Origin of the sequence: Streptomyces marinisediminis, assembly GCF_026262575.1 — a bacterium.
Lineage (GTDB): Bacteria > Actinomycetota > Actinomycetes > Streptomycetales > Streptomycetaceae > Streptomyces > Streptomyces marinisediminis.
This window is the reverse complement of sequence record NZ_JAPKFL010000024.1, coordinates 73,411-84,909: the sequence shown is the minus strand read 5'-3', so window position 1 is coordinate 84,909 and position 11,499 is coordinate 73,411. Positions and strand designations below refer to the sequence as shown.

Sequence of the window (11,499 nt, the reverse complement as noted above, 5' to 3'; positions counted from 1 at the left end):
GGACAGGCCACACCCGCGCCGGTCGCTGCCGCCGAGCTGCGCGTCCTGCTTCGAATGCCTCTGGGACTCACGCTCGCCGGTGACTTCGGCGACGACGAGTACGAGGTCCTCCTCGATCTCGCGAACCGCACGGACCTGGCGGTTCCCGACATGGATAAGCTCGGGTGCCGGGAGGTGCTTAACGCCTGGCTGCGCGTCGCTCGTGACCGCGAGTCCGCCGCCGCCCTGCGTCGGCTAGAGCCTGCGGTCGATGACGTAGTTACCGCTCGCGACCGGCGCAAGGGGCCGGGTATGCACGGCGAGATTTCATCAATCGGCGCCAATGGCCGACTGCACTTCCGGGGCGGCCACGGGCTGGGCACTGCCCCGCATCGGGTCACCCGCATCACCCGCCCCGGTGAGGACGGCTATCTCGATCAGCTCCATCTTGCCCGCGAACACGCCGCTCGGGTTCAGAGCAACCCGGCTCGGATTACCCGAGCCCAGGAGGCACAGCTGGAACGCTGGCGGATCAACTTTCCAGCGACCCCGGCGGCGATCGAGGCACTGCGCAACGCACTGGAGACAGCGGACGACGAGGCCGCGATGCAGCGGCTCTTGGAGAAGCACCCGGCGCTGCTGGTCGGCACCGTAGTGGGCACCCACGACACCTGGATCCGGCCCCAGGTTCAGCTCGGCAACCACTACATGGCCGACTTCATGATCGCCGGTCAGACCTCACTCGGAGTTCGGTGGACGCTGGTCGAACTGGAGAGCCCGGTCAGTCGCCTGACCAACCCCGGCAATAGGCGGGCGACGGCCACCCTGCGGCACGCGGTCGACCAGATCGAGGACTGGCGCAGGTGGCTGTCCACCAATCTGCACTACGCCCGCTCCGCGCGCGACGCCGACGGGCTGGGCCTGCCGGGTATCACGGCCGAAGTCCCAGGCTTGATCATCATGGCCCGCGAGACTTACGACGACGCAGCCGCCGAAATCCGGGAACTGCATGCCCGGCGCTCCCACATCCAGGTACGCACCTACGACTGGCTGATGCGCATCAACGAATCCCCCGACCCTCTGCGCCGAGACGCCCCCGACCAACGCCTTCGGCTCGCTTGAAACCAGCCGTCCGTCTGCAAGCAGCGTCAGCCTGGAAGGACCTAGGCAGTTTCGTTTGGATCATCGGGCGGATCAGAGGAAGATGCCTGCGATGTGGAGTCCGGCCAGGTAGATGGTCGCGGTCTTCTCGTAGCGCGTGGCGATTCCGCGCCACTGCTTGAGGCGGTTGATGCACCGCTCGACGTGTTGCGCTGCTTGTACGCCTCGCGGTCGAAGGCCGGTGGTCGGCCGCCCCGGCTTCCCCGCCGCAGTCGGTGACGTTGCTGGTCCGCCGGAACGGGGATCACCGCGCGGATGCCGCGTCTGCGCAGGTGCTCGCGGATCGCTCGGGAGGAGTACGCCTTGTCGGCCAGGACCACCTCCGGCTTGGTGCGGGGCCGTCCACGGCGGCGGGGCACCCGCAGGTGGGCCATCACCTCGGTGAAGGCGGGCGCGTCACCGGCCTGGCCAGCGGTGAGGTGGAAGGCCAGGGGCCGGCAGCGGTCGTCGGCAGCGAGGTGGATCTTCGTGGTCAGTCCACCACGGGAGCGGCCGACGGCGTGGTCGCCCGGCTCCCCGGCCGGGGCCCCTTTTTGCGGGCCCCGGCCGCGTGCTGGTGGGCCCGCACGATGGTGGAGTCCACCGAGACGGCCCAGCTCAGGTCCTCTTCCGCGTCGGCCTGCGCGCCCAGGGCGGTGAAGACCCGCTCCCATGTGCCGTCGATGGCCCACATCCGCAGCCGGTTGTAGACACCGCGCCAGTTGCCGTACTTCTCCGGCAGGTGCACCCACTGCGTTCCGGTCTGGAACTTGAAGGCGATCGCATCGATCACCTCGCGGTGGTCCCGCCAGCGGCCACCCCGCTTCGGCGTCCGGTCCGGGAGTAACGGCTCGATCCGCGCCCACTGCGCGTCGGTCAATGGCACACCCAGGCCAACGACCAACTGATCCAAACGAAACTGCCTAGGCCCTGGCGTTCTCGATGGAGTGCAGAAGGCACGCCTTCATCGGGTGCGCCGGCCGGTCAGCCCGAAAGCCCACGAACGTGCCTGCCGAGCCAACGGTCCGTGCCCGGGCAGTTGGTCGTGGCAGCCTGCTCCGTCCCGGAGAGGCGGGATGTGCTGTGCGTCATGACGCTCGTTTGACGCTCTGGTCTCCCGCAGGCGGCACAGCGAGCCGAGAGATGGCCTCTGACCTGGCCTTTTCCGAGACTCGCTCAAGCCGACATCTTTCCGATGACGCATCATGTGGAGTGCGTGGCGATCCTGGAGCCTGCTGGGAAGGGCGCCTGACCTGCGGTTTCGTGCGCGCGCAGTATGTGCGGTGTGGGCGTTACGGGCGATATCTTGACGCTGAGATGACGCTCAAATGACGCTCGTTCTGATGGGTCGTCAGGTGTCCTGCGTAGCTGGTCAGGAGATCTGCTGCCTACGTAGATATCCAGGTTGTTGGGAGCTTCGTGACGCCAAGCGGTTTCGCTACTTCCGTGCGGCACGTCCAGCAGGTTCTGCGCCTCCCTGCCGGCGGTGGTGATCTACTCCGGCCCCAGGCGAGCGCACCTATCGGGCTCGCTGCCGCTCCCGCTCCGACTGTGCGAGGACCGCTCGCACTCTCGTAGCTCCTGCGACAAGGCGATTCTCGCCATGGATCCCCTCGCCTCGGCGGGGAGTGTCCAATAGACGGCGGATCCGGTGATCAAGGAGTTGCCTGATGAGTGAGACCATCACCGAGCACGAGGTCGTGGAGGAGCCGGTCGTCGAGTCGGCCGCGGATGCGGTGTCGGACGAGCAGTTGATTGGCATGCTGGTCGACCGTGCCCGTTCCGACGGGCTTGAGCTGACCGGGGAGGGCGGGCTGCTGCAGCAGCTGACCAAGCGGGTGCTGGAGTTTCGCCCTGGAGGGCGGGATCACCGATCACGTCGGCTATGACAAGCACGACGCGGCGGGCCGGAACAGCGGCAACTGAACCGCCCCGGGTTCGGCAGAGATCTCAGATGGTGGTTGTGACCTGGGGTTGACAATCTCACCTACGCGAGCCCGGAAGCCGACGAGGAGACAATTCTCGAAACGCTGCGGATGGTGCATTTGGTTGAACTCGTCGAACGTTTTCCGGACGGCTTGGAAACCGCCGTCGGAGACCGCGGATTCAACCTTTCAGGCGGCGAAACGCCAGCGCGTCGCCATCGCCCGCGCGCTGCTTCCCAGGCCCGAACTCGTGCTGCTCGACGAACCCACCTCACAACTCGACCCGATCAACGAACGTGAACTCACCGACATGCTCCGCGGCATCTCCCGGGAACGTGCGCTGCTCGTCGTTGCGCACCGCATGTCGACCGTGCGCGCCGCCGACCGGGTCGTCGTCCTGGACGACGGCCGCGTCAGCGCCGTCGGCACCCACGAACAGCTGCTCATCGAGGAGCCGTTCTACCGCAGGCTGACCACCGACCACCGCACGCGGCCGCTGGACAGGGCCGCCGCAGACAGGAGCGTCGCAGCACCGTGAGCGAGACCGAGACACCGCACGCCGCACCCGTCCGCGCGCCGGGCGGGCCGCACTGGAAACCGGCGCTGGGACGCGTCGGCCGGCTCACCCCGCGGGAGCGGGAGACCTTCCTGCTGCTCGCCGAGGGACTCTCAAACGAGTCGATGGCGCAGCGCCTGCACGTCACCGAGAGAACCGTGCGCGCACATGTCGCCGCCGTCATGGAGAAACTGGAACTCTCGTCCCGGCTCGCCTTGTGCCTGGCTTCCTACGCATTCGCCACGGAAGGAATTCCCCGGCCGGTGTGAATATTGTCGCCACGGCCAATGGAAGAGACGAACGCGATTCGACAGAATTTCTCCAGTGCCGGGAAAGCACCGGCGTTCCCGGCGGATTCGGCCGCCGGGAAAGGAACTCCGAAAGGAAGAGTCATGTCGGACGCATTCGACCTGGACGCCCGTATATCCGCCCCCGCCGGCCCCGCCGGTGAGCAGGCGCCCCCGCCGTCGATCTCGACGATCGCCACCCGCACCGTCTGCACCCGGGTTGGCTGCAGCGTCACCAAGACGTGTGCCTGCACCTCGATGTGCACGATGCTCTGCGTGGCCCCCAAGTAGGCACGGGCTGAACGTCTGACGGGTGCTGCCGTGGTGGAGACACGGCAGCACCCGTCGACGCAGCGCGAGCAGCACGCCGAACAGACAGGACTGGACTGACATGCACCTTGCTCACTACGGTACCGACACCTGGGCCGGCACGGCAGACCCCGCACTCGTGCGCCGCGCGCGGACGGCCGTCAGCCAGGTCGTGGCCGCGACCGCGACCCCCGCCCAGCTCGACGACCTCGCGCTCCGCGCAGCCGAACAGAGCGACACCTCCGGCGCTTGGTACCCGCCCAGCCTCACCCACGGCCTGGCCGGTTCTGCCCTCCTCCACCTGTACGCCGCCCGCGCCGGGCTCGGTGAACCGGAGACCGCGTACACCCACATACGCGAGGCGGTCCTGTCCACCCAGATCGAACCCCTGGAGCACCACGGCCTGTTCGCCGGCACCAGCGGTCTCGCCCTCGCCCTCACCGACATCGCCCGGGACGAGCCCCGCTTCGGGCCCAGCCTCGACCGGCTCAACGAGCAGCTCGCCGAGCAGATCCTCGCCGCGCCCCCGCACCGGATCGAGCGCTCCGTCAGCGACCTCGACTACGACCTGGTCACCGGAGCCGCCGGCACCCTCGCCCACCTCGGCGCCGTCCCCGGCCCCTCGCCCCGGGTCGCCGAGGCCGTCGCCGTGCTCGTGGACCACCTCGTCTGGCTCGCCGGACCCGCCGAGACCGACGGCACCCCGCACCGCTGGCTCATCACCCCGGCGCACTACCCGTCCGTCGGCGGTTACCACGTCAGATACCCGCACGGATACCTCAACCTCGGCCTCTCGCACGGCGCTCCGGGCGTGGCCGCAGCTCTTGCCGCCGCCTGGGAGGCGGGCCACCGCAGGCCCGGTCAGCGCGAGGCCGTCGCCCACCTCACCCGTTGGATCCGGGACCGGGCCGGCACCGACGAGCACGGCCCCGTTTGGGGCGACGGCGTCCCCGTCGACGAGCACGGCCACGAGATCGCCACCGGCCGTGGACACGACCGGATCGCCTGGTGCTACGGCACGGTCGGCGTCGCGGGCGCCCTGCTGACCGTCGCCGAGGCAACTGCCGACGAGGAACTCCGCACCGCCGCCGTCGCCGCCTTCGATGGCGCGCTCGCCCGCGCCGGACACCTGCGGCCGCTCTCGCCCACGCTCTGCCACGGGCTCGCCGGACTCGTCATGCTCACATTGGAGTTCGCGCCCCACAGCGCCGCCGCCCGCGACCGGCTCCCGGTTCTCGTCGGGCAGCTGCTCGACGACCACGACACGGCACGTCCGCTCGGCTTCGCCGACCTGGAGGACCCCGACGTGCCCGTCGACGACCCGGGGCTCCTCACCGGTGCCACCGGCGTGGCCCTCAGCCTGCTCGCCGCCCTCGGCGAGCAGCGGCCCCTTTGGTTCCGCGTCTTCCTCGCCCGGTGATGCCCATGCCGTCCTACGAGCCCGCTGGCTTTTTCCTGCTGCGTGCGCCGGTCCTGCCCGCCCGCACCTTCCTCGACCTCACCGAGGACCCGGCCCGCACCCCGGGTGCCCTCGTCGAACGGGCCCGCCGCCCCGACGTCGCCCGCGCCCTGCTCGTCGCCAGCGAGGACCTGGCCGGCAGCCTTGACCGCCTCGACGAGCTGCCCGAGAAGCGCGTCCGCCGCCTCCGCTCCGGGCTGTTGCGCTACCTGACCCGCATGGCGACCCGGCCCACCCCCTTCGGAGCCTTCTCCGGCGTCGCGATGGGCGAGTTCGGCGCCGCCACCACCGCCCGGCTCGGCCAGCCCGAGGGCCACCGGCTGCACGTCCGGGCCGACATGGGCTGGCTGCTGGCGCTCATCGAGAAGCTGGAGGAGGACGCGGATCTCTTGCGCCGGCTTCGCCTCGTCCTCAACCCGACGGCCGCCCGTGCGGGCGACCGCGTCGTCCTGCCGCAGGCCGACAAGTACGGTCGCCACGACGAGCGGACCGTCCGCGTCCGGGCCACCCCCGCCGTCGACCTCGTCATGCGGACGGCCGCCGTGCCGGTCCCGTACGAGCGGCTCGCCGCCGAACTCGCCGCCGCCTTCCCCGACGTGCCCACCGAGACGGTCGAGGGCCTGGTCCGGCAGCTCTGGGAGCTCGGCTTCCTCATCGGCGACCTGCGGCCGCCGCAGACCGCGGGGCGCCCCGAGCACCACGTCCTGAAGAAGCTGACCGACGTCCCCGCCGCCGCGACCACCGCCGAACGGCTCCGTGCCGTCGCCGACCTCGCCGACCGGGTCCACGACACCGCCTCGCTGCGCGCGCTCGCGGCGGCGCAGGACGAACTCGTGCCCGGTCACAGCGGGCGGAGCTACCAGGCCGACACCCTCCTCGACCTGCGCGAGCCGGTCCTCGACGCCTCGGTCGGACAGGCCGCGGCCGACGCCGTCGGCGTCCTGATGCGGCTCAGCGCCGCCCAGGGCAGGCGCGACCATCTGACGCGCTACCGCCAGGAGTTCACCGAGCGGTACGGCGCCGGGACCCGCGTTCCGGTCCTCAGCCTGCTCAGTCCCGACACCGGCCTGGACGCGCCGCCGACGTACACCAATCCGCCGCGCTCCATCGAGCTGCCCACCGCGCCGCCCGACGACACCGTCCGTCTGGACGGCGCGCTCGTCGAGTTCGCCCAGCAGGCGTGGTGGGACCGGGCCGACGAGGTCGAACTGACCGACGCCTGGCTCGACCGGCTCGCCCCGCCCGGCCCCATGCCCGACCCGCCGCCCGCGATGGAGGCGTACCTCCAGATCCACTCCGCCGACCGGCAGGCCTTGAACCGGGGGGAGTGGCGGGCGGTCCTGCGTCACGACAGCCTCACCTACGGAGGACGCACCTTCGGCCGGTTCGGCCACCTGCTCGGCGAGGGCGCCGTGGAACGGCTCCGGGGATACGCGCGGCGCGAGGAGGCCCTCTTCCCCGACGTCGCCTACGCCGAGCTCGCCTTCCTGCCGCCGTACGGCCGCGCCGCCAACGTGACGCTTCGCCCGGCCGTCCGGCCTTACGAGATCCCCGTCAACACGGCCCCGTCGGTGGGCCCGGACCGGGTCGTGCCGCTGGACGACATCCTGGTCGGCGTCTCCGGTGACCGCTTCCACCTGTGGTCGCGCCGGCTCGACCGGGAGATCGTCGTGGCCCAGCACCACATGCTCAGCCCGACCCTCGCCCCGAACGTCGCCCGCTTCCTGATTGAGGCGTCCCTGGACGGCCACATCCTGCCGACCGGCTTCCACTGGGGACCGGCGGAGGCGGCTCCGTTCCTGCCGCGTGTCAGTCGCGGCAAGGTCGCCCTGCGGCCCGCCCAGTGGCGGCTCGCCGCCGGCGCCGTCGACGACCTCGACGGCTGGCGGATCCGGTGGCGGGTGCCCCGGCACGTCTACCTCGTCGAGGCCGACCAGCGTCTGCTCCTCGACCTCGACCACCCCGCCTGCCGCGAGGAGCTCCGGGCGGAGTCGGCCAAGCGGACGAACGTCGTGCTGCACGAGATGCTGCCGTCCTTCGACGGCATGTGGCTCCAGGACGAGGCGGGCGAGCGCTACGCCGCCGAGGTCGTCGTGCCCGTCATCGCCCGCGACGTCGTGCGCGCCACGCGAGCGTCCGTGCCGCGCCACCGCCGGGAGGTACCGGTGGAGCGCCATGCCCCCGGCGGCCCCTGGACCTTCCTCAAGGTCTACGCGGCGCCCGAACGGCAGGACGAGATCATCGCCGGGCCGCTCCTGGACCTGGTCGGAGAACTGGTCGCCCAGGAGCTCCTGGATCGCTGGTTCTACATCCGGTACGCTGACCCCTTCCCGCACCTACGGCTGCGGGTGCGCGGCACCGACCCGGCCCGTATGCTCACCCAGGTCACCGCGTGGGGCCGGAGTCTCGTCGACCTCGGGCTTGCCCGCGACATCGAACTCGCCGCATACGCACCGGAGATCGCCCGTTACGGCGGCCCGGACGTCTTCGACGCAGTCGAGCGGCTCTTCCGCGCCAACAGCGAGGCGACCGCCCTGCTGCTGTCCCGGCGCCTCGATATCAGGCCCGAGTTCCTCGCCGTCGCCGCTCTCGACACCCTCCACGTCCAGTGGGGCGTCGATCTCTCCCCGTACGCGGATCACGGCACCGGCCCGGACGAGACCCATGTCCGCGACAGCCGCGCCCTGTTCCGTGCCCACCGCGACTACCTCTGCGAACTCCTCAGCCCCTGGGACCGCGACCCGCACCCGGAGGGCCGGGCCCATCGGTCTCTGCTCCAGGAGACCTTCGGGGCACAGGCGCCCGCGGTGGCGGAGACCGTGGAGGCGGTGCGAGCGGCCGCCCGGCAGGGCGTCCTCGTCGGCTCCGAGGAGCAGGTCCTCGCCAGCCTGGCCCACATGCAGATCAACCGCCTGCTGCCCATCGACCTCGGCCGGGAGGCCCGCAGCCACGCCCTGTGGGCCCACGTCCGACGCGCGCTCCGCGGCCGCGAGGCCGCTGCCGGCGTCCCGACGACGAGCACGGCGCACACGGCGGCAGGGGAGGTGCGCGGATGATCTGGCTGCGCGTCAGCGGGCTGTTCTGGCGGCTCAGCCCGCTGCGGGTGACAGCCTTCACGGTCGTCTCCGGCCTGCTCGCCCTGATCCCGGCCGCCCAGATCGGGCTCGTCGCCGCCGCCGTGCAGGGCGTGGCCGACGCCGTCACCGGCGACCCGGACGCCGGACGCACGGCTCTTCTTGCGGGCGGTGCGCTGCTGGGCGTGGGCCTGGTCAATCACGCCCTCGGCACCTTTCTCCAGTACCTTGACACCCTGCTGCGCCTGGAGCTCACCGCCCGCGTGGGCGAGTGGGTGATGCGCAAGGGAACCCGACTCGACCTGGAGCAGTACGAGGACGCCGAAATCTACGACACGATGCAGCGCGCCTTCCAGGAGAGCAGCGGCGGTCGCGTCTACCAGGTCTTCACCCAGCTCCTGGAGGTCGCCCGGGAGCTGGTCACGCTGGCGACGGTCAGCATCGTGCTCTTCGCCTGGAGCCCCTGGATCGCCCTGGTGATCCTGCTCTCGCCTGTCCCGTCCGTGATCTCGTACATGTTCTTCAGCCACAAGGCGTACGAGATCGAGTACGAACGGGCCCCCGACCGCCGCCGCCTGTACTACTACCAGCACCTCACGACCACCGACCACACCTACAAGGAGGTGCGCCTCTTCCAGCTCGGGCCGCACCTCTTGGAGCGGTACACCCGGCTCGTGCGGGCCTTCTTCGACGTGGACCGGCGCCTCGCCCGCCGACAGTCCGTCCTCGGCGGCGTCCTCGGCCTGGTCAGCGTCGCCGCCTCGTCCGGCGCCGTGCTCTGGGCCATCCACACCACCACCGAAGCGGGCCAGGTCGGCCAGCTCGCCGGCTACCTCCAGGCGGTCGGCTCGATCCAGGTCTCCGCGCACGGCATGCTGCTCGGTATCGCTGCTCTCTACAAGGACAGCCTCTTCCTCGGCAACCTTTTCGCCTTCTTTGCCCTGCCCGAACGCCGGCTCAAGGGCGGCACCCGGCCCTTCCCAGACATGCTCCGCAAGGGCATCGAGTTTCGGGACGTGCGCTTCGTCTACCCCGGCACCGGCCGTGTCGTCCTCGACGGCGTCAGCTTCACCCTGCCGGTCGGCGAGTGCGTCGCCCTCGTCGGGCAGAACGGCGCCGGCAAGACCACGCTCGTCAAGCTTCTCACCCGCCTCTACGAACCGACGAGCGGGCAGATCCTCATCGACGACGTGCCCATCGAGGAGTACGACCTCGACGATCTGCAAGGCCACATGGGCGTCATCTTCCAAGACTTCATCCGCTACGAGCTGCCCGTCCGCGACAACATCGGCTTCGGCCGCGTCGAGGCCCGTGAGGACACCGCACGCATCGCGGAGGCCGCCCGCGCGGGCGGGGCTTCGGCGATCGTGGACGAGCTCCCGCAGGGCCACGACACCGTCCTCGGCCGCCACTTCGAGGACGGGCACCAGCTCTCCGGCGGACAGTGGCAGAAGGTCGCCCTCAGCCGCGCCTTCATGAGGCGCGCCCCCGTCGTCGTCCTCGACGAGCCGACCGCGGCGATCGACGCCGAGGCCGAAGCCGAAATCTTCTCCCGGCTCCGGGATGTCGCCCGCGGCGCTACCTCCCTCGTCATCGCCCACCGCTTCTCCACGGTCCGGATGGCCGACCGGATCGTCGTCCTGGAGAACGGGAGGGTCATCGAGGACGGCGTCCACCAGGACCTGCTGCGAGCCGACGGCGTCTACGCCCGTCTCTTCCGAATCCAGGCTTCGGGCTATCTGACCGAAGCCGCGTCCTCCTGAGGCCGAACGATGCGCGTATCCGTCCTGTACCCCCTCATGCCGACGGACCCCGAGTCCCTCGTCTCCTTCGCCGCACTCGTCCGCGACGGCGGGGCCGCCCGCCTCTGGCAGGGCCAGTCGCTGAGCGCGGACACCCAGCAGGTCTTCGCCTACCTGGCCGGGCGGGGATACCGCGTCCCGGTCGGCACCAGCGTCGTCCTGATGCCGCTGCGGCATCCCATGGAGGCCGCGATCCAGTCCCGCTCCCTCGCGCTGCTCACCGGGCACCCCACCGTTCTCGGGCTCGGCCCCGCGACCCCGGACTTCGTCGCGGGACTGCACGGCAAGCCGTACGCCAGCCCGCGCGACGCCTGCCTCGCCTACCTCCGGGAGGTGCGGCGGCTGCTCGGCCCCGAGGACGAAGGCGGCGCCGTCCGGCTCCCCTCACTGGCGCACCCCGGCGTCGAGACCGGACTCGGCGTGCTGCGTCCCGCGCTCGCACGCGCCGCCGGGCAAGTCGCGGACGCCGCGATCAGCTGGATGACCCCGCACGGCTACGTCCAGGACACCCTGCTGCCCGCCATGGCCAAGGGCGCCGCCGAGGCGGGCCGCCCCGTGCCGCGGGTCGTCACCGTTGTGCACGCCGCCGTCGATCGCCCGCACCGTAACCCGTACCGTCTCGCCTACACGGCCGCGCGCGCCCACCTCGCCGGACCCCACTACACCGACATGCTCCGCCGCGCCGGGCTGCGCGTGCACCACAGCCGCCCGAACCTCGGCGCCCGCGCCCTCGTCGACGCCGGCGTCTTCCTGCACGGCACCCCCCGCGAGATTGGCGCCGGACTGGCCGAATACGGACGCGCGGGCGTGGACGAAGTTGTCGTCAACGTCGCGGGCGTGTATAGCGACCATGGCCGAGAGGACGCCGTACGAGACCTCAGGGAGATCCTGACGGCGTGCCGCGAGGCCGAGAGCTGACACACTATTGCGTGCGGCAACACGGGCGGGCCGCAGGGGCCACACCACGT

The 11,499-nt window shown here is 71.0% G+C and carries 8 protein-coding genes and 2 pseudogenes; 9 read left to right on the top strand and 1 reads right to left on the bottom strand.

Annotated features, from left to right (window positions below; all coding sequences use genetic code 11):
* Window positions 1-1,101: Shedu anti-phage system protein SduA domain-containing protein (locus tag OSB71_RS19025; RefSeq protein WP_265949581.1), on the top strand; the 1,101-nt coding region annotated here is incomplete at its 5' end.
* A 72-nt stretch (window positions 1,102-1,173) separates the two neighbouring features.
* Here OSB71_RS19025 and OSB71_RS19020 read toward each other — a convergent pair.
* Window positions 1,174-2,023, bottom strand: a pseudogene (locus OSB71_RS19020) (IS5 family transposase).
* A gap of 766 nt (window positions 2,024-2,789) precedes the next feature.
* On the opposite strand from OSB71_RS19020, the pseudogene OSB71_RS19015 reads away from it, so the two are divergent.
* The 8 genes and pseudogenes from OSB71_RS19015 to OSB71_RS18980 form a co-directional block, all read left to right on the top strand.
* Window positions 2,790-3,042, top strand: a pseudogene (locus OSB71_RS19015) (IS256 family transposase); the annotation flags it as partial.
* Window positions 3,043-3,168: 126 nt separating this feature from the next.
* Window positions 3,169-3,582 carry an ATP-binding cassette domain-containing protein gene (locus tag OSB71_RS19010; protein WP_265949580.1) on the top strand — a complete coding sequence of 138 codons (414 nt, stop codon included), beginning with the start codon at window positions 3,169-3,171 and terminating at the stop codon, window positions 3,580-3,582.
* The gene (locus tag OSB71_RS19005; protein WP_265949578.1) at window positions 3,579-3,869 is read left to right on the top strand and encodes a response regulator transcription factor; all 291 of its coding nucleotides are present in this window, start codon (window positions 3,579-3,581) and stop codon (window positions 3,867-3,869) included. Before OSB71_RS19010 ends, OSB71_RS19005 begins: the two co-directional genes overlap by 4 nt.
* A gap of 123 nt (window positions 3,870-3,992) precedes the next feature.
* A complete protein-coding gene (locus tag OSB71_RS19000) occupies window positions 3,993-4,178 on the top strand; it encodes an FDLD family class I lanthipeptide (RefSeq protein WP_265949577.1) in 186 nt (61 codons plus the stop codon).
* A 100-nt stretch (window positions 4,179-4,278) separates the two neighbouring features.
* Window positions 4,279-5,616 carry a lanthionine synthetase C family protein gene (locus OSB71_RS18995; RefSeq protein ID WP_265949575.1) on the top strand — a complete coding sequence of 446 codons (1,338 nt, stop codon included), beginning with the start codon at window positions 4,279-4,281 and terminating at the stop codon, window positions 5,614-5,616.
* A 5-nt stretch (window positions 5,617-5,621) separates the two neighbouring features.
* The gene (locus OSB71_RS18990) at window positions 5,622-8,711 is read left to right on the top strand and encodes a lantibiotic dehydratase (protein WP_265949574.1); all 3,090 of its coding nucleotides are present in this window, start codon (window positions 5,622-5,624) and stop codon (window positions 8,709-8,711) included.
* Window positions 8,708-10,492, top strand: coding sequence for an ABC transporter ATP-binding protein (locus tag OSB71_RS18985; protein WP_265949572.1), 1,785 nt, complete (start codon window positions 8,708-8,710; stop codon window positions 10,490-10,492). Before OSB71_RS18990 ends, OSB71_RS18985 begins: the two co-directional genes overlap by 4 nt.
* A 36-nt stretch (window positions 10,493-10,528) precedes the next feature.
* The gene (locus OSB71_RS18980) at window positions 10,529-11,449 is read left to right on the top strand and encodes an LLM class flavin-dependent oxidoreductase (protein WP_265949571.1); all 921 of its coding nucleotides are present in this window, start codon (window positions 10,529-10,531) and stop codon (window positions 11,447-11,449) included.
* Window positions 11,450-11,499: the final 50 nt, after the last annotated feature.

Excerpts from the sequence above, each read along its gene's own strand:
- OSB71_RS19000 (WP_265949577.1), top strand. The coding sequence starts at position 3,993 with ATGTCGGACGCATTCGACCTGGACGCCCGTATATCCGCCCCCGCCGGC.
- OSB71_RS18995 (WP_265949575.1), top strand. The coding sequence starts at position 4,279 with ATGCACCTTGCTCACTACGGTACCGACACCTGGGCCGGCACGGCAGAC.
- OSB71_RS18990 (WP_265949574.1), top strand. The coding sequence starts at position 5,622 with ATGCCGTCCTACGAGCCCGCTGGCTTTTTCCTGCTGCGTGCGCCGGTC.
- OSB71_RS18985 (WP_265949572.1), top strand. The coding sequence starts at position 8,708 with ATGATCTGGCTGCGCGTCAGCGGGCTGTTCTGGCGGCTCAGCCCGCTG.
- OSB71_RS18980 (WP_265949571.1), top strand. The coding sequence starts at position 10,529 with ATGCCGACGGACCCCGAGTCCCTCGTCTCCTTCGCCGCACTCGTCCGC.